18 protein-coding genes are annotated in these 25,094 nt (G+C 40.3%); 3 read left to right on the top strand and 15 right to left on the bottom strand.

The annotated features are described in order from the left end of the window. Nucleotides 1–274: 274 nt before the first annotated feature. Nucleotides 275–4,960 (top strand): glutamate synthase large subunit, encoded by a 4,686-nt coding sequence (gene gltB, locus GLO7428_RS18340; RefSeq protein ID WP_231295644.1) that lies wholly within the window; start codon nucleotides 275–277, stop codon nucleotides 4,958–4,960. Nucleotides 4,961–5,046: 86 nt separating this feature from the next. On the opposite strand, the gene GLO7428_RS18335 is transcribed toward gltB, so the two are convergent. The 5 genes from GLO7428_RS18335 to GLO7428_RS18315 all read right to left on the bottom strand — a co-directional run bounded on the left by GLO7428_RS18335 (nucleotide 5,047) and on the right by GLO7428_RS18315 (nucleotide 11,198). Continuing rightward, complete coding sequence (locus GLO7428_RS18335) at nucleotides 5,047–7,299, bottom strand: polysaccharide biosynthesis tyrosine autokinase (protein WP_015190065.1); 2,253 nt, start codon at nucleotides 7,297–7,299, stop codon at nucleotides 5,047–5,049. Nucleotides 7,300–7,553: 254 nt separating this feature from the next. Further along, nucleotides 7,554–8,897 (bottom strand): glycosyltransferase family 4 protein, encoded by a 1,344-nt coding sequence (locus GLO7428_RS18330; RefSeq protein ID WP_015190064.1) that lies wholly within the window; start codon nucleotides 8,895–8,897, stop codon nucleotides 7,554–7,556. A gap of 487 nt (nucleotides 8,898–9,384) precedes the next feature. Continuing rightward, the gene (locus tag GLO7428_RS18325) at nucleotides 9,385–9,969 is read right to left on the bottom strand and encodes a putative colanic acid biosynthesis acetyltransferase (RefSeq protein ID WP_015190063.1); all 585 of its coding nucleotides are present in this window, start codon (nucleotides 9,967–9,969) and stop codon (nucleotides 9,385–9,387) included. A 177-nt stretch (nucleotides 9,970–10,146) separates the two neighbouring features. Beyond that, nucleotides 10,147–10,734: a YdcF family protein gene (locus GLO7428_RS18320; RefSeq protein ID WP_015190062.1), complete on the bottom strand. Its 588-nt coding sequence runs from the start codon at nucleotides 10,732–10,734 to the stop codon at nucleotides 10,147–10,149. A gap of 11 nt (nucleotides 10,735–10,745) precedes the next feature. Further along, a complete protein-coding gene (locus tag GLO7428_RS18315; RefSeq protein WP_051038453.1) occupies nucleotides 10,746–11,198 on the bottom strand; it encodes a DUF4351 domain-containing protein in 453 nt (150 codons plus the stop codon). A gap of 700 nt (nucleotides 11,199–11,898) precedes the next feature. Between GLO7428_RS18315 and GLO7428_RS18305 the strand changes: the two genes are divergently transcribed. After that, complete coding sequence (locus GLO7428_RS18305; protein ID WP_015190061.1) at nucleotides 11,899–12,108, top strand: hypothetical protein; 210 nt, start codon at nucleotides 11,899–11,901, stop codon at nucleotides 12,106–12,108. Nucleotides 12,109–12,186: 78 nt separating this feature from the next. On the opposite strand, the gene GLO7428_RS18300 is transcribed toward GLO7428_RS18305, so the two are convergent. The 7 genes from GLO7428_RS18300 to GLO7428_RS18270 form a co-directional block, all read right to left on the bottom strand. After that, nucleotides 12,187–13,017 (bottom strand): glycosyltransferase family 2 protein, encoded by an 831-nt coding sequence (locus tag GLO7428_RS18300; RefSeq protein WP_015190060.1) that lies wholly within the window; start codon nucleotides 13,015–13,017, stop codon nucleotides 12,187–12,189. Nucleotides 13,018–13,045: 28 nt separating this feature from the next. Beyond that, nucleotides 13,046–14,239, bottom strand: a complete 1,194-nt coding sequence (locus GLO7428_RS18295) for a glycosyltransferase (protein ID WP_015190059.1) — start codon at nucleotides 14,237–14,239, stop codon at nucleotides 13,046–13,048. A 139-nt stretch (nucleotides 14,240–14,378) separates the two neighbouring features. Beyond that, nucleotides 14,379–15,236, bottom strand: coding sequence for a glycosyltransferase (locus GLO7428_RS18290; protein ID WP_231295503.1), 858 nt, complete (start codon nucleotides 15,234–15,236; stop codon nucleotides 14,379–14,381). Nucleotides 15,237–15,302: 66 nt separating this feature from the next. After that, the gene (locus tag GLO7428_RS18285) at nucleotides 15,303–16,757 is read right to left on the bottom strand and encodes a hypothetical protein (RefSeq protein WP_015190057.1); all 1,455 of its coding nucleotides are present in this window, start codon (nucleotides 16,755–16,757) and stop codon (nucleotides 15,303–15,305) included. Between the two features lie 125 nt (nucleotides 16,758–16,882). Next, complete coding sequence (locus GLO7428_RS18280) at nucleotides 16,883–18,145, bottom strand: glycosyltransferase family 4 protein (protein ID WP_015190056.1); 1,263 nt, start codon at nucleotides 18,143–18,145, stop codon at nucleotides 16,883–16,885. A gap of 7 nt (nucleotides 18,146–18,152) precedes the next feature. Next, on the bottom strand, nucleotides 18,153–19,157 hold the full coding sequence (locus GLO7428_RS18275) for a polysaccharide pyruvyl transferase family protein (RefSeq protein WP_015190055.1): 1,005 nt from the start codon (nucleotides 19,155–19,157) through the stop codon (nucleotides 18,153–18,155). Nucleotides 19,158–19,170: 13 nt separating this feature from the next. Then, a complete protein-coding gene (locus tag GLO7428_RS18270) occupies nucleotides 19,171–20,499 on the bottom strand; it encodes a flippase (protein WP_015190054.1) in 1,329 nt (442 codons plus the stop codon). A gap of 342 nt (nucleotides 20,500–20,841) precedes the next feature. Here GLO7428_RS18270 and GLO7428_RS18265 point away from each other — a divergent pair, with 342 nt between their 5' ends. Further along, nucleotides 20,842–21,063, top strand: coding sequence for a type II toxin-antitoxin system HicB family antitoxin (locus GLO7428_RS18265; protein ID WP_015190053.1), 222 nt, complete (start codon nucleotides 20,842–20,844; stop codon nucleotides 21,061–21,063). A gap of 48 nt (nucleotides 21,064–21,111) precedes the next feature. Here the strand turns inward: GLO7428_RS18265 and GLO7428_RS26150 are convergent, their stop codons facing one another. The 3 genes from GLO7428_RS26150 to wecB all read right to left on the bottom strand — a co-directional run bounded on the left by GLO7428_RS26150 (nucleotide 21,112) and on the right by wecB (nucleotide 25,093). After that, complete coding sequence (locus tag GLO7428_RS26150; protein ID WP_155823787.1) at nucleotides 21,112–21,717, bottom strand: hypothetical protein; 606 nt, start codon at nucleotides 21,715–21,717, stop codon at nucleotides 21,112–21,114. Nucleotides 21,718–21,767: 50 nt separating this feature from the next. After that, on the bottom strand, nucleotides 21,768–23,372 hold the full coding sequence (locus GLO7428_RS26145) for an S-layer homology domain-containing protein (RefSeq protein ID WP_015190051.1): 1,605 nt from the start codon (nucleotides 23,370–23,372) through the stop codon (nucleotides 21,768–21,770). A gap of 665 nt (nucleotides 23,373–24,037) precedes the next feature. Then, nucleotides 24,038–25,093: a non-hydrolyzing UDP-N-acetylglucosamine 2-epimerase gene (gene wecB / locus GLO7428_RS18250; protein ID WP_015190050.1), complete on the bottom strand. Its 1,056-nt coding sequence runs from the start codon at nucleotides 25,091–25,093 to the stop codon at nucleotides 24,038–24,040. Nucleotide 25,094 lies beyond the last annotated feature (1 nt).

The raw sequence follows: 25,094 nt of genomic DNA, 5'->3' as shown, positions 1-25,094 counted from the left end.
AGTTCCGAAATTAAGAACGTATTACGAAATCGGTTGTAAATGAGATTGCCAGCACTGATAAGAAAAGGTTTAATTTTAAAACGCCAACAAAAAGTATTGAGCGTGAGTCAGGTAATTTTAAATAATTTTTATTAACGCGACTTGTCTTGATCGTCAGCCTTAATTCTGTAGTTATAAACCGCAGAATGAATCGCAGTCAACTCTAAGTAAATCCCCTTTGCAGAATCCTAACTAATCTATGAATAACCAGCAGATGAATCAAAATCCACTGAACATGACGACGAATCAAAACGTAGATCGTTCTTCAGATAGTACTTATGCGGGACCGCGCTGGTTGGTAGAAGAAAGAGACGCCTGCGGCGTGGGGTTTATTGCGCACTGTGAAAATCAAGCAAGTCATGAAATTGTGACAAAAGCATTAACAGCACTTGCGTGTTTAGAACACCGAGGCGGCTGTAGTGCTGACCAAGATTCGGGAGATGGTGCAGGGTTAATGACTGCGATTCCTTGGGCGTTGCTGAGTCAGTGGTTACAACAGCAAGGAAAACAGCTACCGCCATCCGAAAATTGTGCAGTGGGGATGCTCTTTTTACCTCAAGAAGAGGCGATCGCAAATCTTGTTCGTCAGACAATCGAACGCGTATTAGCGCAAGAGAACCTGACAGTATTAGGTTGGCGCGTTGTCCCTGTCAAACCTCAGTTATTAGGAATTCAAGCAAGAGAAAATCAACCGCAAATTGAACAAGTCATCGTTGCTAGCGCCGACAAAACAGGTGATGCGCTTGAACGTCAACTGTATATCACGCGGAAAAAGATTGGTAAAGCGCTAGCAGAAACGGGTGAGATTAAAGACGCTGAAAACTTTTATGTTTGCTCGTTTTCGAGTCGCACGATTGTTTATAAAGGCATGGTGCGATCGGCGGTACTAGGCGAATTTTATACTGATTTAAAAAATTCAGCCTATCAAAGTGCTTTTGCCGTTTACCATCGTCGTTTCAGTACAAACACGATGCCAAAATGGCCGTTGGCGCAACCGATGCGGCTATTAGGACACAATGGGGAGATTAACACATTACTCGGCAACATTAACTGGATGATGGCACGCGAAGCCGACTTGACGCATCCAGTTTGGGAAGACCACTTTGAGGTACTCAAGCCGATTGTTTATGTTGATAATAGCGACTCGGCAACGTTAGATAATGTCCTGGAATTATTAGTGCGATCGGGTCGGAGTCCGCTAGAGGCATTAATGATTATGGTGCCAGAGGCATACTTAAATCAGCCTGATTTGGACAACTACCCAGAAATTATTGATTTTTATGAATACTACAGCGGTATTCAAGAACCCTGGGATGGACCGGCGCTCCTTGTATTTAGCGATGGAAAGAAAGTCGGTGCAACGCTCGATCGCAATGGCTTGCGACCAGCACGCTACAGTATTACCAGAGATGGCTACATTGTTGTTGCTTCCGAAGCAGGGGTTGTGGACTTACCCGAAGCTGAGATTATCGAAAAAGGCAGACTCGGACCAGGGCAAATGATCGCTGTCGATTTGGAAAGTCATGAAGTTTTGAAAAATTGGGAGATCAAGCAGCGGATTGCGCAAGCACAGCCTTACGGAAAGTGGCTTAAAGAATACCGCGTTGAACTTGGTAATACCGATACGTTAAAGCTGGAGACACAAGCAGCAAGTGGCGGCGAGGAAGATACAACGCAAAATCTCTCCTCGACTCCTTTACCACAAACACTTAATCCGAAAACGGCGTTACTGCGGAATCAAATTGCCTTTGGTTACACCACCGAAGACGTGGAAATGGTAATTCAACCGATGGCAAGCGAAGGAAAAGAACCGACGTTTTGTATGGGAGATGATATTCCCTTAGCGGTACTATCCGAACGCCCGCACTTGCTGTACGACTATTTCAAGCAACGGTTCGCCCAGGTGACAAATCCACCGATCGATCCTCTGCGCGAAAGCTTGGTGATGTCGTTGAAGATGGAACTCGGCGAACGCGGAAACTTGCTAGAGGCAAAACCAGAATACGCAAAACGTTTGAAGCTGGATTCTCCAGTGTTGCAGGCGGGAAATTTAGCTGCAATTAAAGAATCAGGCTTTGCGTGTGCTACGTTGTCTACGCTGTTTGAAATTGCAACAGGTCCTCAAGGCTTAGCAATCGCGGTGAGGAAGTTGTGCGAACAGGCAGCAGCAGCAGTAAAAGACGGCAACACAATTCTGATTTTAAGCGATCGCACGCACAAACTTTCAGAAGAATCAAGCTATATTCCGCCGTTACTCGCCGTTGGTGCTGTTCACCATCACCTGATTCGAGAAGGGCTGCGGATGAAAGCCTCGTTGGTGGTTGATACCGCGCAGTGCTGGAGTACGCATCATTTTGCGTGTTTGATTGGTTATGGTGCTAGCGCTGTGTGTCCGTATCTTGCCTTAGAAACGGTGCAAAGTTGGTGGTCTGACCCGAAAACACAGCAGTTTATGGAACGCGGAAAAATTGCCGCGATTACGCTCGATCAAGCGCTGAATAACTATCGCAAAGCGGTAGAAGCGGGAATTCTCAAGATTCTCTCGAAGATGGGAATTTCCTTACTGACAAGCTACCAAGGAGCGCAAATTTTTGAAGCGATCGGCATTGCGCAAGACTTGTTACAACTTGGGTTCCGTGGAACAACTTCGCGCTTGGGCGGTTTGAGTATTTGCGAACTAGCACAGGAAGTTTTGTCGTTCCATCAGCGGGCTTTCCCCGAATTAACCGTCAAGAAATTAGAAAACTTTGGGTTTGTTCAGTATCGCCCTGGCGGTGAGTATCACATGAATAGCCCAGAACTGGCAAAAGCGCTGCATAAAGCGATCGCGGATCAAAAAAATTACGACCACTACGAAGTTTATCGCCAATTACTAGAACACCGCCCAGTCACCGCGCTGCGCGATTTACTCGACTTTAATTCAGACCGCGCGCCTATTGCTAAAGAGGAAGTCGAATCGATTACCGAAATTGTCAAGCGTTTTTGTACTGGTGGAATGTCCTTAGGGGCACTATCGCGCGAAGCGCATGAAACGCTGGCGATCGCAATGAACCGCATTGGTGGTAAATCAAATTCAGGAGAAGGTGGAGAAGATCCGATTCGCTATCACGTCCTCGATGATGTCGATGCGCAAGGACATTCGCCGTTGCTACCGCATTTGAAAGGCTTGAAAAATGGCGATACCGCATCGTCAGCAATTAAGCAAGTCGCTTCAGGACGCTTTGGCGTGACACCTGAGTACTTGATGAACGCCAAGCAAATTGAAATTAAGATTGCGCAGGGTGCTAAACCAGGTGAAGGTGGGCAACTACCAGGGAAGAAAGTTAGCCCTTATATTGCCATGCTGCGGCGTTCTAAGCCTGGGGTGACGCTCATTTCGCCACCGCCTCATCATGATATTTACTCGATCGAAGACTTGGCACAGTTAATTTTTGACTTGCATCAAATTAACCCTCAAGCCCAAGTATCAGTCAAGTTAGTTGCTGAGGTGGGTATCGGTACTGTTGCTGCGGGTGTTGCTAAGGCAAATGCAGATATTATTCAAATTTCGGGACACGATGGCGGAACAGGTGCATCGCCACTATCTTCAATTAAGCACGCGGGTGGACCTTGGGAACTTGGACTCACCGAAGTACATCGCGTGTTGATGGATAATAAATTACGCGATCGCGTGATTCTACGTGTCGATGGTGGCTTCAAGAGCGGCTGGGATGTTCTTATGGGTGCGTTGATGGGTGCGGAAGAGTTCGGCTTCGGGTCAATTGCGATGATTGCCGAAGGTTGCATCATGGCGCGCATTTGTCACACAAATAACTGCCCCGTTGGAGTTGCTAGCCAAAAAGAAGAACTGCGACAGCGCTTCCCTGGTATGGCAGAACACGTCGTCAACTTCTTCTATTTTATTGCGGAAGAAGTACGCGGACTCTTAGCAAAACTCGGTTATCGCTCACTGACTGAAATTGTCGGACGTGCTGATTTACTCAAAGTGCGCGAAGGTGTAAGACTGACAAAAACACAAACGCTCAATCTCGACTGTATTACGCAGTTACCAGACACGCGAGAAGATCGCGCATGGCTAAATCATGAAACGGTTCACAGTAATGGTCCTGTGATCGACGACGAATTACTTGCTGATGCAGATATTCAAGCCGCGATTCGCAATCAATCTAGTGTTACTAAAGATTTAGTCATTGTCAATACAGATCGAACAGTAGGCGCGAGACTGGCGGGAGCGATCGCGGCTCAATACGGTAATACTGGCTTTGAAGGACAAATCAATCTCAACTTCAAAGGTAGTGTCGGACAAAGCTTTGGTGCGTTTAACTTGCCTGGCATAATCTTAACGCTCGAAGGCGAAGCAAACGATTACGTCGGCAAAGGAATGCACGGTGGAGAGATTATTATCAAGCCGCCAGCAGCCGCAACGTATGCTCCTGAGGACAACGTGATTGTGGGTAATACCTGTTTGTACGGTGCTACAGGCGGTACGCTGTTTGCGAACGGTATTGCTGGCGAGCGCTTTGCGGTACGTAACTCTAAAGGAACCGCCGTGATTGAGGGGGCAGGCGATCACTGCTGCGAATATATGACGGGTGGTGCGATCGTTGTTTTAGGTAAGGTTGGTAGAAACGTGGGCGCTGGGATGACTGGAGGTTTAGCATACTTCCTCGATGAAGAGGGTAACTTCCCCGCATTAGTCAACCCTGAAATTGTCAAACTGCAACGGGTGAGTAGCCCAGCAGGTGAAAAACAATTGAAAGAGTTGATCTCAGCCCACGTAGAACGCACAAATTCACCGAAGGCGAAACGAATTCTGGAAAACTGGTCAGAGTACTTACCGCAGTTTTGGCAAGTTGTACCACCATCGGAAGCAGAGAGTCCAGAGGCTGCTGTACAGAAAGAGTTGAGTTCTGTGCAGTAGAGCTAGAGCAGAGGAGCAGAGGAGCAGAGGAGTTAAGAAGTTCCTCAAGTCAAAACTCAAAACTCATCACTCGCTCCTTGCCCCTCTTATGTATTTTGCACTTGAGGCTTGTAGTAGTAGTAATTGTATGGTGCGAAATCGTAGTTTTTCACACCATTGCATACTGTACCCAGGATGGTTGCAGGCGACATTTTTAAGCGGTCTAGAGCTTGAGCAAGGAGCGAACGATCCGTTTTACCCATGCGGACGACTAAGACAATGCCTGCGGTGTAGGGAGCAAGTAGGCTACTATCCGCAAGTCCTAACATAGGCGGCGTATCGTAGATAACTAGGTCAAAGCTTTGTCGCAGTTGTGCCATAATTTGCTGCATCTTTTTAGAAGAAAGCAGCTTGACAGGATCGGGAGGAATGGGACCCGAAGTAAGGACATAGAGATTTTCCCACAGTGGCGATCGCTGAATGGCATCATCTACAGGCAAGCTGGTTGTAATGACATTACTTAATCCTGCTTCATTGGGTAAATTGAGTTTGTTATGTACCTGCGGTAGCCGCAAATCAGCGTCAACGAGTAAAACGCGCTGTCCCATAGCAGCCGCCGCTTGTGCGAGATGCGCAGCGATAGTCGATTTTCCATCGGCGTGCGATGCGGAACTAATAACGAGCGAATGAATTGGAGTATCAGAACCTAAGAAGTTGATATTTGTGTGTAACGAGCGAAACGCTTCTAAGAAGGGGAAATAGCTCTCACCTTGAGTGTTGCTGAAACTATCAAGTAGCAGTTGAATACCTTCTGATTTTTTGACAACTTCAATCTCAGCTGCTGGTGTTGCTGGTGGTATAGATTTACGGAAAGGAATTGTGCCAAGAAGTGGCAGTTTTGTAATTTCTTTGAGATCGTCAGGAGAATGAAAGACATTATCTAGTCTTTCTGCTAACAACGCCGCCCCCATTCCCGCTAAAAGACCGGCGATAGTACCTAAAATGAGATTGCGTTTGATATTAGGTGAGATTGGTTCTTCTTGAGTCAGTTGAGGTGCTGCGATCGTTTGCCAAGGAATCTCCTTTTGCGCTGTTTCAATTTGCAGTGATTCGCGTTTTTCTAAAAAGCGGTTCAAACTTTCGGTGGCGACTTTTAATTCGCGTTGTAAGTCTGTATATTGCCGCGCCAAAGTAGGTAATTGTTGAATTTGTTGATTAAGATTATCTTCAGCTTGGGCAATTTTGGCTGCACGAACTTCTAAACCGGAAATTTGATTAGATACCTCAACTAATGTGTTGCTTAAAACTCGTTGAGCTTCTTGGCGCAGTACTGGTAATAAATTTTCACGCTTTTGGCGTAGGGTAAGTAAAATGGGACTATCTTCTTGAAAGCGAGTAGATTCAGCGGCAATTTGGCTATCTATCTCACGCAATTGCGTCACGAGGTTTTGATATACAGAAGATGCATTTAAAGCTTGCGATGCTTCAGATTGGTCTTGTAAGTTAGGATTTAGAATAACAGTTTCGGCAAGTTGAGCACCTGCTTTGCCTTGTAATGCTGCATACAAAGCACGAGTTTCTGCTAAGGTTTTTTGTGTTTCAAGCCGCTGTAGTTTAATCGTACTCACTTGCTGAGATAATTGTTCGGCTTTGACTTCTGGATCGATAAAATTATATTCTTGACGAAATTGTTGTAGTTGTTTTTGTAACGTATTAACTCGCTCTTGTAACTGTGGCATTTGCTCATCGACAAACTGTATTCCTTGGCGCAAATTTGTTTGCCGTTCTTGCAAGCTATATTTAAGAAATCCGGCAGTAAGTTGCTGCAAGATATACTGAATTTTTTGTGGATCAGAATCTTGATAACGAATGTCTAGAATTTTAGTTTCTTGAAAGCGATTAATACTTAAATCGGCAAGCAAAGAAGTGTAGTTAACATCAGGATAGCGTGTGGCAATTTCTTTGATAATTGGAGCCATTAGTTCAGGGCTGCGTAAGACTTGAATTTGCGTATCGTAATCCAAGCCTTCTTTTTGCATTTGGGTACTAACGCCAGGAATTTGTGTTAATCCTTCAAGTTGACTTTCGGCTGTTACGGGTTCGACGAGAAGTTGAAATCCGCCTTCGTACTTGGGTTGGCGTGTGAAAGTCCAGAAACCAACGCTTGCTGATAGTGCGATCGCCACACTACCTAAAACGAGTGCGCGGCGACGAATTAATGCTAGAAGCTGACGGAGATCCCACTCATCTGTTGGATCAGGAATTGGCAAAGGAGTATTAATAATAGGTAGCAAGGGTTGGGGATGTTTCCCATTGCCATTTCTTTCAAAAAGTAGTTGATTTTTTATCTGCTCTTCCATAATATATGATTCCTCTCGCTGACTTTTGATATGAGAATTGCTAATAAGTAATATTTAGTTAAGTAAATAGGTGAAAATCTGCATAGAAGCTGCCAATGAGTAAATATTAAATTTGAAAAATCTTGTTGGGAATTAGTGATTGCTTTTATTTGCCTATTTGCCAACTAGAAAAAAGGTTTAATGCTCACATATTTACTAAAACATGACAACCAATTATTAACAATTCATATCCAACTGCAAATTTGTTATTCTAACTAACATAATTTGCTTTTAGCTTCTGCTTTACTTTTTTGGAGTTCAACTGCTGTACTCAAGACTTTTGAGTACTGTTTAGCAATAATCTCTGGTGTAAAATTGGATTGAAGATAGCGCCTACCTGCATCACCCATTTGTTCTGCTAAGTAGCGCTCGTTTGCGAGACGCCGGATAAACATTACCAAACCGTCTGCATCACCGTTACTAAAAGCTGCACCACAATTTGCTTCGGATAGTAGCGATCGCAAATAAGAGTTAGATTCGCAAATTGCAGCAACGGGACGTCCAGCAGCTAAAATACCATATAACTTGCTAGGAGCAACAATTCCTTCCATTCCTGAGCTAATACTCACTAATGATAAATCGCACGCTGTTAGAGAATAAGGAAGATCTTGTTTGTCTTGATAAGGTAAAAATTGGCAATTCGTTAAACCTAACTTTTTCACTTGTTCAATGCAAATTTGTCGCTTAGCGCCACCGCCAATAAAAACAAATTGAATTGGCTCATTTTGTAGTTGGAAAGCTGCTTCTAATATAGTATCCATTTCATGGCAGCGTCCCATATTACCTGAGTACAAAACTGTGAATTTCTTGACTAAATCGTACTTGAGTGCAAACCAATTTTTCTGTTTTGCTATGGGAACTATCCAATTAGGGTTAGCCCAGTTGTGAATAATTGAAATTTTGTCACTTACTTCGGGACATTTTGTTTGTACTCGTTCCTTCATTGTAGAACTCAGTACAATTAAGCCATCTGCCTTTTTCCAAACTTGTTTATTGATCCAATCCCAAGCTTTAACTAGCCAATTTTTAGAGGAGACTAGATTAAGTTCTACTGCTACATCAGGATACAAATCATACAGTAAACAGATGTAGGGAGTGCCAAAAAATAGCTTAGCAATATAGCCAACAATTGGTAAGAAAGGTGGTGCGCTGGTTAATAGTAAAATATCTTTCTTACCTGAATTTTTAAATACATGAAGTACGCAGCGTAGAAAAAACAATAATCCATTAATTGCTTTGCCGCGAATTCTTGCAGGGCAAAGGCGAGATGTGCGCGATCGCTGGACTGAAACTCGATTTAATCTTTCTTTGGCTGGGGCAGAATCTTTACGAAAAGCATACCCTGGCTGCCCTGTAAAAACTTGTACATGAATACCGAGGCGACCTAATTGAGTTGCTAACTCTTCAATAAGTTGCCCTGTTGCTGCATAATCAGGAGGATAGAACTGCGTAAAAATAGATAAGTTAAACGTTGGTTGCAGTTCGGATGTTTTTTCATTACTAGGCTGTAGTATTTTAAAATTTTCTAGATTCAAGCCTGGTGCATATTGTTCTAACATTGGTTATACCAATCTGATGAGCAACTAAAAAAGCAATCTCACAATGCACAGCAGTTTTTCTCCAAACTGCTTGTTATTTAATTTACAATTGCTTGATAAAGATTGCAGTTCACAAGCAATTTAACCCTCTATTTACGTTTGTTCCATCGGAAACTTTACGGAAAATTCTACAAAAACCTAAAATATCTTTATTCTCTTTACGTAAATCTACGGTAGTGTAGTTAAGTATTTCTACGGTGTGAATTGTACGTACTCATAATTTATTCAGCGTTGAGTAGAGCTAAATAACCGTAATAGCGTTAATAGCTAGTAATTAACAAAGTTTTTTTAAAACTTAATGTTTTTTGGATACTTGATGAGGAGTGAGCTTAGCTGTATTATTTATAAATAAAAATTTGAATTTATTGAGTAATAAAAATTGATTAAATTAGGATAGTCAATCTACGAAGACGTTTACTGATGCCAAAATGCGATCGCATTTTGGCATTCAATGTATTTTCGGTAAATCATGAGGATGAATGACCAGAGTACCTGATATGACTCGCTGTTTAATTGGTTGCGCAGGGTTTCCCGCATAGATTGTCATTGGTTCGAGCGATCGCCCTGTGACACTACCGAGGGCTAATACCGCGCCTTTACCGATAGTAACTCCAGGTCCGACAACAGCACGAGCAGCAATCCAGCTACCTTCGGCGATGTAAATTGCAGCGGGGATCAGTTTAAAATGAGGATCGCGCCAGTCATGATTGCCTGTACACAGATAGACATCTTGTGATATACAAACATGGTTCTCTATGGTGATGGGAGCGACATTATCAAGCCAGGCATTTTCACCAATCCAAGTATAATCACCTAGAGTCAATCGCCAAGGAAACTTGACTCGTACTCCTGGTTTGATGCGGACTTGTTGACCTATTTTGGCACCAAAAAGGCGTAGCAAGAGTACTTTGAATGTTGAAACTGGTAGCCAATGAGCGCGGAATAATGGTTCTCCAAGAAAATACCACAGAAGTTGTTTCCATAGCGGAGCGCCAGGAGTATAGTTGCCGAGAGTGTATTGATCGAGACGCATATTGATGGATAACTAATTTAAAGACAGCTTGAAGAAGTCATTGCCCCCTCCACTTGTGGCGGTTCATGAAATAAAGATCGCGGAGGGAATTTAGGTGCTGGAATTGGCTTCGAGTCTGGCGCAAGTGAACTTGATTTGTCAAGTATGAGAATTCTATTTTAAAAAAGCCTCGCTGCGCTAGCGTGAATGAAAACTAGCGCCAGTACGCCGTGTGAAAAGCCATAACACAGCACGGGTGCTGTCGCGAAGAATGCGCAATTGTGATTCAGGGGGATGGTTGGAGGGAATTGAGACTGGAGTGAAGATGATACCTTGACTTCCAAAAATAATCGTAGCGATCGCTGTGGCGCGGGACATATGAAAGTCGGAGGTGATGAGATAAACGTGTCGTATGTGGCGTTGTTGGAATTCGTCAACGAGTGAGGTGAAGTTGGTTACGGTATCGACAGCGCGACGATCGATGTGGATGCGTGCGGGGGAAATTCCTTCTTGTTGAAAGATTTTGCACGCTTGTTTAGTGGGAATACCAGAAGATACCCAAATGTCGAGTTGTGGATACAGTTGAGCAAATTGGGCGGTGAATGTTTCGCGATCTGCACCGCCACCGAGGGTGAGGATAGCTTGAGGTTGAGGTACTTGGTAGTGCGCGATCGCAACTCTGAGCGGAATGATCCCTAATAGAATGATGAGCAAGGAGGCGATCGCCAAAGTGACAAAGCGGTATTTATGCTGCGGAGGAAACTTCATCGATAGCTGATCGCTCATTCAAGACAACTTCAGTTACTGCTTAAGTGCTGCTCTAACCAAGTGATTAAATCAGAGGTATCACTAAAGTCTAATAAAGCCTCATCTAAGTTTTCTAACTGCGAAAGTGACAGTTGCTGGATTTGTGCTTGTAATTGTGCATCGAATGCACCAATTCGGCGGTTGAGTAGGCGTAGGATTAAAGATTGGGCTTCTTCTTGTCTTCCTTCCTGTTTACCTTCTTGTCTACCTTGTTCCATCCAACTGGTGACAATTTTCATCACTTCCTCCTGTTGAACTATTCCTAGTGTACTCAGTTGTGTTTGAAATAGCTGTTCTTCTTGGATGTTGAGGCGTAAGTAGCTATCAATAAAGCCAGATATCAGTTGCATTCTGGCTGGATCTAGACGTAAGGTGGCTAGCAGGCGCAAGCATTCTAATTTTACTATTGATCGCTCTTGAGGTTTGATTTGCATTTTTGCCATCAGTGCAGCGGCTACGGGGTTTTCTTGTCTTAAGAAGTCGCGCCAGTGCAGACGATTGAGTTGGATGACACTGTAGTTGAATTCCAGGATTGTTTTGTCAGGGAAGGTGACTTGATATGATGTGGGTTCGCTGCGTTGTGGAGCCAGTGTCGTGCGGAGGTGTCCTCCGTTGAGGAGCCACTCTCGTGCGGGGGTTTACCCCCAATCCCCACGTAGTGGGGTTCCCGAGTCCCCCGTTGAGAGAAGTGGCGTCAAACTGGCGTGGAGTGTCGTAGGAAAAAATGACTATTGGGTAGACGGGGAGGGCGTATTTTTCAGATAAACGTGCGAAGTAGTAGAACATCCTTCTACCAAACTGAGTTTGGGATTGTGATTGGTGTTTGCAGTGGATTAGGAAGAATGTTTCTTGTTCTCTAAACTTAGCTTTGGCAAGTAAATCGACTTCGCGGCGATCGCCTGAGGTGACATCAGTGAAAAGTTCTTTGTCTAACTTGATATGGGGCTATTTAAATAAGGTATGAAAAATTCTACCAACTGCTGAACAAGGCATCATATGTGTAACCTTGTGCCAGTCTATAACTAATATGTTTACTTTGATTGCTGTTGTTCGGCTTGATGAGCGAACGGGAAATATCTTTATTTTAGCTGGCGATAATATACAAATAGAGATTTTTCGTAATGGTCGTTGGAGGTTTTTAGAATGAAGCCTAGCTTTGAAAATATGAATAAGGCGGAGTTAAGGGCTTATCTAGTTGCTCATCCTAACGATCAGGAAGCATTTTATGCCTTTGTTGACCGCTTTACATCTGATGCGACTTCTGAAATCTATGATTTGCCTCAATCTGCGGTTGAGGTGGAGAAAGTAGCAGCATTGATTCGCCAAAAGGTTGAACAGGCAAAAAATAGTTAGGATGCGATCGCCTGTTGATTCGGAATAACGTTGAGCAAGACCAAAATAAAAGCAGGATTGACGAAAATATTCATTTGTTTACTTTGTTAGCAAGCTAGTAGCCACATTTACATCAAGAGATTTTGTCTCTAAGTTTTGCTGTTGATTTATCTCAGCTTCTATTAAGCGAATTGAGAGCAGAATTTCAGCTAAAGTACGTTGGAAGGCATAGTACCAACCAGCCCATCCGTCTAGAATACCTCTGTTGATGATTAAGCAGTAAAATAAAATGGCGAAAGGAGCTAAGATTTTTTGTTTGCGGATGCGATCGCCAAAGCTGAGTTCTTGACTGGGAGTTTCTAGGAGTTTTTTTGCTTCAATAATCATGTAGCGATCTTGTGCCCATAGCCATCGCGTTAAAGGTTTGCGATCGTCATGATAAATATATGATGAAAGCATAGCGGACTTACCTTTTACCTGTAGTAACTGTGTATGCCCGTCATCAATATAAATGGCTTTCTCTTTTTTAAAAAGAACTTCACGTGGTGGAAGTAATGTACCTTGTAAAGGTTTGCCAAAAATGCAATACTTAAATTTGACAAAATAGCTATCTGCTAAGGAGTCTTGTGCGAGAGTAGCAATTTCAGCAATTATGTCTTCTGTAAGAACATAGTCTGCATCTAGTGATAATACCCATTCAGTTTGTACCTGCTGTAAGGCATAGTTCCACTGATTTGTATGAGTATCAAATGTTCTCTGAAATATTTGAACTTGAGGGTAGGAGCGCAGAATATCTAGAGTTGTATCGGAACTATAACTGTCAATAACTATTATTTGTTTTGCCCAAGTAAGACGCTGAAGCGTACGGTGGAGGTTGGCAGCTTCATTAAATGTAAGAATTAGGGGTGTTACGTCTTTAAGTATTGACATGACTATCTTGATAATTTATTTAAATTAGTTAGCAGAAAGCAGCAATACTTTCTTGTTTAGTTATTGCCTCATATATTGAGATAAGATCTAAAGCAATACGCTCCCACGTGTATTGTTCGTGAATTAACTGACGAGCGCGATCGCCGATTTTCTGTGTTTCTTGAGGATTACTCAGTAAATTTTGAATACTAGATGCGATCGCTGTTGTGTCTAGCTGTACTACGTGTCCAAGTTGATGTTGTTCAACGACAGAAGACAGAGCAACACCAGGAGTAACAACGACAGGTAGCCGTGCTGCTAAAGCTTCTAAAACAGCAATACCGAAGTTTTCTGAATGAGATGTGAGAGTAAAAATATCAGAACCTTGAAGTAAAAGATCTTTCATTTCATCAGTCACAAACCCAGGACGATAAGTACGATTTTGAATATCAGCAGCAGCTAAAAGCTCAGAAATTTTACTTTCGTACTCAGGAGAGCCATTTCCTGCAAGTATAAAAGTAAAGCGTTGCTCTACTAGTTTCCCTAAAGCAGGGATAAGATATTCTAAGCCTTTTTTAGGATGTATGCGAGACATAAATAAAACTACAGGCTCGTCTATTGGCGCTTTCAATATTTGCCGTAACTTGTAGCGAGCATCTGGTATTAATTTAGGTAAAGAAAGACCATGTGGAAGGATAAAACTTGGTGAGTTAAATCCTAATTTAGAGGCTTCTTGCTGTTCTTGATGGGAGGTGAAATGCAAGGCTTTGCTACAGTTAATATTAGCACGTTCTACAAGCGTCATATATGCTTGCTTTTTTAAAGAGCTTTGTTGCAAAGACCATTCACACAATTGCCCTAGAGGACGAATAATGTATGGGACACCTTTGAGGCGTGCGATCGCCATTGCTATTGTGGAAGGGTAGGAAAAAATAGCATGGATATGCAATAAATCGTATTCGGCAACGTGCTGCCAAAGCCAAGAAGTTAATGGACTAGAAAAAGCAAATTCTCGAATAGATTCTATTGATGGTGAAAAACGTGGGAAGAACCAAACAGGAACTTTTTGATATTCAATTTTCTGACACAGAGGCACATCGAGTAAATCAAAGCCATTATCGTTAGTTGTGGCTACGTCAGCATCTATACTTAAGTTTTGTAATGCCTGAACCATTTCTACTACGGCTTGACTAGGACCGCCTCGTACTTGACCAACAGAGGGAATGACGTGGAGAATTTTCACAATTTATCTTGTAACTACTTTGAATGATTATTTTTAAGAGAATATAAAATACACAATTTGAATTGCTTTCACTCTGTTTACAAATTTATCAATTCAAACTCCTTGCATTGTCTATCTAAGCATTCCGCATCTTAGTCATTTAAAAAGCCTTAGATTGTGTTTCAAGGTGTGTACCTCCATGCATCGACTTCGTGACAGTTATCTCACCTGAAAGCATCGATTGCCTAAAAAACCTCAATAGATAGTGAGGAAGATTACTCAAGTGCCACTGCATCCTTATAGCCCAATCATAATAGCTGGGTGATTTAAAGAGCGTGGTATTAATTTTTTTAGACTCAACTCTCATGAGTTCAGATTTTTTTTGACTTAATTGGTTTCTATGTAATCGAAAACAAGCTACTGATGAACCAGGAAGAAAAGTAAAGATAGCGTTGGATTGCAAGGCTCGCATATAAAAATCTCTATCAGCAGCAAAGTAGTATTCTTCGTTGAAACCTTTCAACCTTTGATAAAGGCGATTTCTAAAGATTGTTGTTTGTTGAGCGATTCCAAGTACCCCAGTTTTAGACATGGAAATCAATTGGTTACACTTAGGTGGAGTAAATGAATACATAAAGCGACCATGAACATCTGTAAAGTCACAGATGCCATATACTATATCTGCATTAGAAGCATTTCCGTGGGTAATCAGTCGCGTTAAACTATCTGAGTACAACCAATCGTCTGAATTAATATATCCTAACCACTCAGTATCACATTCACGCAAGCCTATATTAATAGCTCGATACATATTTCCTGGCTCAGCATACAAAGTTTTAATGTTCCAACGTTTGCACACATCTAACGTGCCATCTGTTGAGCCACTATCCACTACAATCACCTTAACATTTATATCTTTTTGGGAGCGTAAGGATAATAATGTCATATCAAGTGTAGAAGCACTATTTAATGTTGGAATAACGTAGCTTATGCTCATAAAATTATCTTTGTTTTTCAACTCTATATAATTGCGATAGCAAATCAAAATTTTGTGTGCAGTTACAACGAATTATTTTATATTTTTTTATTTTTGCGTCTGAGATAGAGGAGTATAGTTTAAGTAAAGAGCAGATAAAATACCTATAAACATAAAAAAGATAGGCTCGCTAGAGCGAACAAACAAGTTGAGGAATAGGATAATCGCGATCAAAGAATGTAAATACAGATTGGAACAAATGAACTTATTAATATACCTTAATCTTTTGTAGATATGATTTAGGAAGTAAAAAAATATAATAGTACCTGGCAGCCCTACTGCAAAAAGCATTTCTATCATTATATTTCGTGAAAAAGGGGATAGTTCTGAACTATAGTATTTACTAAAATAAACAAAGCTAATATTGCTAAATGCACCAAAGCCTAAGCCATGTAGTATGACAAAAGGATAATTTAATATATTGTATAAAGCTGCTCCATCTTCAGGGTCAAAACTTTGATAAAAAGAAATGATTGAAAACTCTTTAAAAAATAAACTTAATCTTCTCACCATAGTGTTTTGAAAAAACGATGCAATTTTCTCAGGTAGATCATTAAAGAAAACAAAAGACAGAACTATAGTAGTTGTAAAAAATATCCAATAGATTAAATTATTTTTAGCTAAAAAAGTAGTTTTGTTTTTACGTAATAGTAATAAAAATGCAAAACCTGAAAGGAATGATATTAAACCTGAAGAAGAAAAAGTCATCAAAATAACAATTATAGATAGCCATAAAGTTTTAGACATATAATCATCTAAAAATTGCAACTGAATAATTAAATTATTACGTGCATATTTACTCCAAAACAATTTCATAAAGAATAAAAATGTATTGACCATTGCTAAACCTTTAGGTTCATGTGAAAAACCATTAACCCGCAAAACGCGTAAACCCATAAAATTAACAGTTGCACTTTGATGATATCTAGCAAAGTCTTCAGTAAGCTTAACCTTATACATAGGAAATAAATCAATACCACTAATTGCAAATGTGATAAACTGAGTAAATCCTAATATTTCATTTGTACATAACGATATTGCTAGACAACTGAGAAATATTTTAATTTTTCTTTCATCGACTAAAACCAAGGCTAAATAGATAGAAAAACCTATATAAAACAAGTATTTCAGCATTCTCTTAAAAATAAAGCCATATATTTCAGCATCATTATTAAATTGAATACTTTTAATAAAATCAACCTGGAAAGGAGTTAAGTATAAAGCATAAATAATACCAATTAAAATTGGTAGAAATAACGTAAAAACGGCTCTTTTTCTTTTTAATTTATTTTGATCAGGTAAAAACAATTTAATAATTAAATTCAAAACACATACAGAAAGCAAAACCCGTTCAAAATCAATACGAATTCCAAATATGTAAATATTAAAGGCTGAAAAAGGTAGTACAAAAGCTAAACTTGAACATAGGATTAAATCAAAATCTAAAATCTTTTTTTTTATTTGAGCATTATTAATGAAAAAATGCTGTACAGATTGTTTCATAATTTTTATACCATGAGCTTACAATTTTAATTCATTCCTCTTCGAACAAATATACAGTTAAAGATATATTTATTTACTAACATATTCTTATTGTTCGCAATTATTTATTTAAGATCTTACATACTTCAAGCATAAAAATATCTATTTTGTTTTTTGTAGTTTTTGTTAAATAAGTTCAAATAGTGTTTTACTTGTATCTCTAAAGTAAATTTTTCCTCTACCTTTTTCCGTGCGCAGTTAGATAAATATCTGTAGCGCTCGCTATCTTCTAAAACCCAAGTAATACCTTGTGCTAAATCTTTACCATCAATACTTTGAGCTAAGTATCCATTCTTTTGATGCTCGATCATGTCGGGCATTCCGCCAATATTAAACGCCACGCTAGGTGTTCCGCAGGCTAAAGCTTCCATTATTGTGTTAGGTAAGTTATCTTGTATAGAAGGTGCAACAAATACGTCTGCTGCTGCATAAACTAAAGCGATAGAAATTTCATCGCTTAACTTACCGAAGTAGTGTGATTTTAAATTTAAAGCTAAGGTATTAGCTGACTTAGAAGCACCAAAAATAACAAGTTCTATCTTGTCATTATAGTTAGCACTCAATATTTTTAACGCTTGTTGTAGTAGATGGAAACCTTTACGGCGATCGTTAGTTGCGTTGATAGCCCCGAAAAGAATCAGTTGTTTGTCTTGAGGTAAATTCAATAAATTTCGTGCTACTTGACGATTTACAGGTTTGTATGTGCGAATATCAATTCCATTAGGAATAACTTCAATAGGATAGTGTTGAAACAGTGAACTAGATTCAGCACATTTAGCTAACCATCTACTAGGAGTTATGATAGTCAGGTTTAGATTTTTCCAGGCGTTAGCCTTACGCTTCCATATCCAATTAGATAAATCTTGTTCTTTAAAGCTCTTTAACTGAGGACACGCCCCACATGATTTAGTGTAGCGATCGCACTCTTGATTATAATGACATCCGCCTGTGAACGCCCACATATCATGTAGTGTCCAGATAATGGGCTTTTTAAACTTAGCAAGAGTTTCAATTTTTAGATAACCTGCATTAACCCAATGTAAGTTGATAATATCTGGATTAATTTCACTGACTTTATGTGCGATCGCATCTGGATACCATTGAGGAGAAAACTGGCGATTACAATCTGGATAAAGTTGCAATAGTAGTTTATCTAAATTTGGTTTCAGCTTAGCGAATCCTTTACTTAGCTTTGTTGAGGGAGCAATAACTGTTTCATCATCTGTATACTTATTTTGCACTAGCATACTAGAGTTTACGTTAATACTTTGTAAACCTTGATGTAACCTATATGCCGCACGAGCAGCACCTCCTTGAAAGTCGTAAGTACTTAGTAACAGTATTTTCATTGCTTACTTATGTCTTTAGCGTGCTTGGTTGGTTACTTACATAAATACTAGAAACATCCTCACTTACACCAAATTGAGCTTTCCATTCTGCTATATTCTTCTCTGGAACAATAATTTTTGTTTCGTATTCAGAGTGAATCCACTCATGAATCGCTTGTAGATTTCCTCTGTCTATAACAGGTAGGTTTGTATCTTTAGAGATTTCAGTGGCGCGGTTATCTACTGATAAAATCAATGTTCTTTTTTTATGTTGTAATGCTCTGATACCTGCGTGCAATCTCGTGCCTATGTAGTCAATATTTTTGTTTCTTTCTAAAACTGTATCAAGAGCTTTTAATTTTGGTGCTATATATTGCACATTGTTATTACAAAACTGTTTAGCATATTCATAATCCTTTGGCTGCTGTGTCCAAAAATAAATATTTTGGTAATTCTGTTGTAGCAAATTTATAAGTTGAGAATCATAATCTATATTTTGATTGTACTCCGTAAAAGTAACTAATACAGAATCAGCTTTTCCCCGTGGAATATCACGACAGTGGTCTGATGTCAAATTCCATAGGGTAGGACACGATGTATTAATTACATTTGTAATTCCAATTTTTCTTAATTGCTGTTCTGTATAACTATCTCTCACAGAATGAGTGTACTTTTTACTCAACACACTTTTGAGTAAAACACTGGTATACAAATTTGGTTTTTGCTGATATTGCCACCAGCCGACACCTAACAAAATTGCATTTTTGATAAATAACGAATCTCTTAAGTCTATTTTCCACTGATTATAGCGATTCATATTAGAAGATAAAAGGTTTGTACCTCCTACAAAAGCAAATCTACTTTTTTTTAAAAAGCTATATGAAGATTTTGATAGCCTGTCATGTGTTTGAACATGAATAAACAACGAATCGCTAAAAATAGAATCCAACTGTTTTTTTATGGCATCTATAATAATTTTATCGCCTAAGTTAGAGCTACACACAGAAGTATCAAACAAGGTAATTATTGACATATTTGCTTCAAATTTATTTTTTTTGAATATATAATCCAATCCGGAGAGGTATAAACAAAGCTTTAATTAACATCCAGCTATTAAGAAATAAGCCAGGATAGATGAGACAGATAAGCATTAATATGATTTGTGATAAAACTGTTGCTAATGCTGCTCCAATTGCATCATAAGCCGGAATTAAAACTAAGTTTAGAAAGATATTGCTAATAGCTCCTATCAAATTAGTTAGGAAATTTAGTTGAGTTAAATTCTCAACTATTAGCCATTTACCACGAGCTACTCCTAGAATTAAAAAAGGTCCTGTCCAAACGTGTAATGCTAGAATAGCTCCCGCAGAAGTATACTCTTTTCCAAGTAAGCTGGTAATTAAAGTATCTGATAGAAAGGTCACACAAATTGCAACTACTAATGATATGCCAGCCATTAAGTCGTATAGCTGTTGCAACCTGAAGTAATATTCCTTTTCATCTCTTTGTTTAGTACGAATGATAGCTGGAAATACAGAAGAATAGACAGCTATTGGAAAAAAATACCACACTTCAGAGAATCTTACTGCTGCTGCGTAGTTACCGACAGATTCGTTTGTTGCCATATTTCCAAGCATTACCTGGTCAATTTTCATGTAGATAGTGACCATTACTGCGGATAGAATTAAAGGAGAGGAATCGTTGAGTAAATTTTTAGCTTTAGACCAGCTAATTCTCCAGGTTAAAAGTGACTGTCGATGTCTAAAGTAAACCCAAATCATTCCTAATGCATTCAGTAGAACATCAACGAGCATTAACCAAGCAAATGCTATCAATGGAAATTCGAGCGTAATCAATAGAAGTTTTATTCCTGAACTTAGGAGAAGTACAGTACTTCTAACTCCAACAATTGCTTTTGAGTGAACTCTAGACTGAAACCAGAAATCGATAACTTCAAAAGCTTGAAGAATTAGCCCAAATGCAACAATAATTGCTATCCAATGTACTTGAGGCTCAGCATTTAAAGTCCATGTAGTGCAACCAACTAATATAATAGTTGCGAAGCTAGCAATGAGCTTTAATAAAAAAGCTGTTCCCAATGTTTCTGCTGTTGAACTTTCGTCACGTACAATATTACGTACTACAATTGAATCTAAACCTAACTTAGAGACCGCGCCAAATAAACCCGCAAGACTTATACCATAACTTAACTTGCCAAAATTTTCTGGTCCTAAGTAACGTACTACTTGTATTCCTACAGCTAGAGTTAGTGCCATACTGAGGATACGCTCAGCAGTTAGCCAACCTACATTGTGGATTGCTTTACGCATTCCAGGACTAATTTTTTGAGTTACAGTAGTAAGTCTATCGAACACAGAAAACCTCTTTTAGCTATATACCGCAAACTTTCTTCAAGAGAAGTTAGCTAAAAATATGTGCCATATTGGTGCAGTAGTTTTTTGAATACTGCGTGCTAAATCAGTCTTACCTTGATAAACTACAAGAAGAATTTAACTTGAGTTTTATAAAGTCAAATAGAGAGTTTCTACTGAAAGTTTTGCTGAACTTTACTTTCTACAGATGTTACCTCAGTAGAATTACGGTACTTTCATCAAAAACTTCTTATGAGTACAAACCCTTAATCTTTAATAATTGTTTTAAGTAGCTACACATATACTAATTTGCGATCGCCTACCCTAATCTCACGAATCTTCAACGTGTCTGTAACGTGTTTAGATATGTGCGATCGCGTTACCATCAATGTTACGTTTACCTCAAAAGCTTGTGAAAATATGAAAACTCGTAGTACGGTCATTGTGTACAAAGAAGAGGATATGTACATTGCCGAGTGTCCCGAAATTGGCACAGTCGATCAGGGAGAAACTATAGAGCAGGCGATCGCCGGAGTAACAGAAGCAACACAACTAATAAAAAAATAGAGGCACGTATTGTACCTCTGTAATTGCTATGTTTCTGTCGTAGCTGTGTTACTGTGCGGAAGACGTCGCACTCACGAGCGCTGTTAACACCGATTGCACAGCAACGAGTTCTGGTGATGGATTACTCAAAGCCGCACCACTTGCATCGATAACAGCGTTGTAGGCTTGTACTGCTGCTAACAAGTTTGCTGGAGATGCAGTACCGTTAGCGATTAATCCTTGGAGAGCCGCGACAAGTTCTGCTGCTAGGGCTGGATTGTCAACTGCGGCGGCGATCGCACTTTCAATTGCAGCCGGATTTCCCGATCCTGTGAGTACTGCTAACAAAGTTTGCTGCACTGTGACAGGAATACTTGCAATAGCAACACCAGGAACGGCAACTGGTAATGTTCCTTGTGCTAATTGAGCGCTGATGATACTGACAGCTTGGCTAAGCGCGATGCCAAGTGCAGCGCTAGAAACTGATGCGCTTGTTGTGCTGCTTTGTTGATTAGGAGTAGGAGCAAACGAACCACCTGCAATGTCACTTGTTGTGATAACTGCACCTGTCACATCAGAAGCGTTTCCGGTTTGTGCTTGGACAGGTATTGCGGAAACTAGTAAGGAAGTTCCTAATGTTAAACCAATAGATAGCTGTTTTAGAATGTTTGTCATAGTTTCAAATCTCATTAATACTTGTTTTATAAAACTTCCTGAAATTTGCATTAAAAAGAAATTGCATAGCCGACACCAAGAATAAATCTTGCACCGTCACCCGCATTTCCTGTAACATCAGCGATCGCCGGAGTAATAATTAATGGAAAGTTAAAAGGAACAATCGAAGCACCTAAGTTTAAGTCTTGACCGGTCCAATCGGCGATGAGTGAGACTCGCTCTAAAGCTTGTAAACCAACGCTACCAAAGACATTGACTGTCTCGTTACCATCATTCACATCACTTTCCGAACGGAAACGACCGCCACCCAGTCCTAATGATAAAGTCAGCTTACTTAAAGGCTCAGCAGGGTCATCGCGCAAGGGAATAATCTTACTGACAACGCCATAAACACTACTACCACCATCGGTAGAACCCCAAGTCGTTGCATTTTCAACACCAACCGCGACACCAAAGTTGTTTGGTAATACGCGGTGTAGTTTCAAGCTAACGCCACCATCTTCAAATGTATCACCCAATAAATCGACAACTGAAACTGCAACTTCTAAACCAACAGCACGTTCCGCATCACCTAAACCAAAACCAAAGGAAACTCCACCATCAGAACGACTCGTATTCCGCGCCCGTGCTTGAAAGCTTGCACCTAAAAATGCATCACCCCAATCAGCACCAAACGCAGTAGGCGAACCAACACTCGATCCACCACCTGGTACTGTAGGTCTAATCGTATCGACGATTGTTGGTGGTTCAATGCGAAACTGTTCGCGTAACTGTGCGACTTCTTGCTCTGCGGGCGGTGTTGCAGGTTCTGGTGCTGTAGCAACGGTTTCGTAACCCACAATATACTGATTTGCTACATCCGTTGGTTCTAAAGGTGGTAATGTACCGTTACGGACTAAAGCTTGATAAATAAATGCAGCAACATCCGCACGTGTTGCAACTTGATTGGGATTGAGCGTTGCTAGGTTAGGGTAGTTAACGACTATCCGATTTTCGGTTGCAGCAGCGATCGCGTTGCGCGCAAAATCAGGAATAGCAGCAGCATCCTGGAAGTTATCTAGAATCGCGATATCGCTTGCTGTCAAGTTCAGTCCACTCGCGAGGGAGACTAAAACTTGTGCGCGCGGAATGTTTTGCTCAGGAAGAAAGATGTTATTCGGATATCCTGCCAAAAACCCTGATTGGTACGCGGCTTGAATCGCATCACTTGCCCAGTAAAATGAAGGAACATCGTTAAAGGTGATTCCTTCCCGTTGCTGTGTTAGCGGAAACGCTTTACTAATCATCGCGGCAAACTGCGCGCGCGTCACGGGTGCATCAGGGCGAAAAGTTCCATCGGGAAAACCACTAATAACATTCCGTGCGGCTAAAGCTTCAATAAAACTTTGCGCCCAGTTGTTTTGAATATCTGGAAACGTTGTTGCTTGCGCGATATTGTAACTATCAGCCTTTGTCGAACTGTCTTGCGCTGCTTGTTGCTGCAATAGATGCGCAGCGTTGACCTTGAACGAAGTCGCATTGTCTTGCGAGTTAAGATTGCTGACTCTGATATGAGAATCTGGAAGCTCAACACTAGAGCTAGCACACGCTATCTGACCTAAGTTACTAATAGCTAACGCTGCTAAAATATAAATTGCAGGTTTCAAAATCAGCATACAAGTTGTTTTATTTAACAGTTATGTTGTGGGTTGAAATCAGTACATTTTTGGAGATATTGTTTTACTAGCGCACTAGCTTGCAAAAAATATGCAGACAGTATCGGCTCTTGAAGTCAACATCAAGAGGAATCAGATAAACAGCACCGTTTTCGCTGGGTTGAATACACCTACAAGCTACTTATAAGTGCATGAAAATAAAGGTAATTTCAGGGTTGGTTATTAGCAACAATAAGAAATTAGCGGTCAGCTATTAGCGTTTCTTAGGCTAAAGTCCTAACTGCAAGCGCGTGCTAAATACTTTCTTGCTATTCAACCCAAAAAAGGAGAGATTTCAATGTTTTTGGCATTTTCAGACAAAAATAAGTGACGACAGCAATGTAACTTTGCTGTGTCATGCATTCAAGCGTGTTTTCACTTAAAATAACAGAATAAATACGGAGGAGTAAAGTAGATTCAGTAATTTTACCGTATTACCAAATTTAGAGTTTTTGCTACAAATATTTTAACGTAGATGCGTTGAGTCACGTTACTGTAAACTCTTTTTCAACGCTGATGCTAAATTGAGACGAATTTTAAGGATGCAATTACGTAATTGTGAAAATTTTGCACAAATCACAATGCCGTGATTAGACCTGCTTATAGAAATACGAACGGCTGATTCGTTACGCAGCAAGTAAGATGTCAGCAATGCGTGTTGCTGCGTTACCTTCGCCGTAGAGTCGTGGTGCATGAGTTGGTGTGGTGAAATTGGTTAAAGACTGATGTAGGTTTTCGGGCTTAACTAGATGATTCCAACCGACTTCTACAGTTTCTTGCCACTCGGTTTCGTCTCTTAGTGTAAAGCAAGGACGTTCTAAAATGTATGCTTCTTTTTGCATTCCTCCCGAATCAGTAAGCACAGCTTGACAGTTTTTTTCTAAGATCAACATATCTAGGTAGCTCACTGGTGGAATAACTTGTATCGCTTCCAGATAATGTATCATTGCCTGCTGCTGTACTTTGGCTAACGTACGCGGATGCATGGGAAATACAACAGGATATTTGAGTTGCGTTAAATTTTCTAAGATATTTCGGAGGCGATCGCGGTTATCGGTGTTACTCGGTCGATGAATCGTTGCTAAATAAAATTTTTGGTCAACTAAATCAAGTTTCTCTAGAATTTGCGATGTCTGCTGGGCTTTAACAAGATACGTTAAGATCGCATCCATCATCACATCTCCAACAAGATGCACTCCTTGAAAGATTCCTTCTTTTTCAAGACATTGTACGGCTAGAGGTGTTGGTGCAAATAGCAGTTGCGAAAGATGATCGGTAACAACGCGATTGACTTCTTCGGGCATTTCTCGATTAAAGCTACGTAATCCTGCTTCAATATGGACAATAGGAATTTGTAGCTTCGCCGCAACTAAAGCGCCGGCGATCGTAGAGTTGGTATCACCATAAACGCACACCCAATCTGGCTTGATTTGTAATAAGATTTCTTCGATCTTCTCCATCATGCGACCTGTCATCGCCCCATGATTTAGACTGTGGATATTTAAATGATATTCAGGTTGGGGTAAATCTAAATCTTGAAAGAAAACCTCAGACATTGTGCGGTCAAAGTGCTGTCCGGTGTGGATAAGAATTTCTTCTATTCCAGCATTTTTGAAGGCAGAACTAACGACCGATGCTTTGATAAATTGTGGTCTAGCACCTAGAATTGTGATTAATTTCATG

Origin of the sequence: Gloeocapsa sp. PCC 7428, assembly GCF_000317555.1 — a bacterium.
Taxonomy (GTDB): Bacteria; Cyanobacteriota; Cyanobacteriia; order Cyanobacteriales; family Chroococcidiopsidaceae; genus Chroogloeocystis.
Note: the sequence above shows the minus strand (reverse complement) of the source record. Positions and strands in the feature narration are given on the sequence as shown.

Coding starts and splice junctions, on each gene's coding strand:
- gltB (WP_231295644.1), top strand. CDS start 275: ATGACGACGAATCAAAACGTAGATCGTTCTTCAGATAGTACTTATGCG.
- GLO7428_RS18335 (WP_015190065.1), bottom strand. CDS start 7,299: ATGGAAGAGCAGATAAAAAATCAACTACTTTTTGAAAGAAATGGCAAT.
- GLO7428_RS18330 (WP_015190064.1), bottom strand. CDS start 8,897: ATGTTAGAACAATATGCACCAGGCTTGAATCTAGAAAATTTTAAAATA.
- GLO7428_RS18325 (WP_015190063.1), bottom strand. CDS start 9,969: ATGCGTCTCGATCAATACACTCTCGGCAACTATACTCCTGGCGCTCCG.
- GLO7428_RS18320 (WP_015190062.1), bottom strand. CDS start 10,734: ATGAGCGATCAGCTATCGATGAAGTTTCCTCCGCAGCATAAATACCGC.
- GLO7428_RS18315 (WP_051038453.1), bottom strand. CDS start 11,198: ATGGCAAAAATGCAAATCAAACCTCAAGAGCGATCAATAGTAAAATTA.
- GLO7428_RS18305 (WP_015190061.1), top strand. CDS start 11,899: ATGAAGCCTAGCTTTGAAAATATGAATAAGGCGGAGTTAAGGGCTTAT.
- GLO7428_RS18300 (WP_015190060.1), bottom strand. CDS start 13,017: ATGTCAATACTTAAAGACGTAACACCCCTAATTCTTACATTTAATGAA.
- GLO7428_RS18285 (WP_015190057.1), bottom strand. CDS start 16,757: ATGAAACAATCTGTACAGCATTTTTTCATTAATAATGCTCAAATAAAA.
- GLO7428_RS18280 (WP_015190056.1), bottom strand. CDS start 18,145: ATGAAAATACTGTTACTAAGTACTTACGACTTTCAAGGAGGTGCTGCT.
- GLO7428_RS18275 (WP_015190055.1), bottom strand. CDS start 19,157: ATGTCAATAATTACCTTGTTTGATACTTCTGTGTGTAGCTCTAACTTA.
- GLO7428_RS26150 (WP_155823787.1), bottom strand. CDS start 21,717: ATGACAAACATTCTAAAACAGCTATCTATTGGTTTAACATTAGGAACT.
- GLO7428_RS26145 (WP_015190051.1), bottom strand. CDS start 23,372: ATGCTGATTTTGAAACCTGCAATTTATATTTTAGCAGCGTTAGCTATT.
- wecB (WP_015190050.1), bottom strand. CDS start 25,093: ATGAAATTAATCACAATTCTAGGTGCTAGACCACAATTTATCAAAGCA.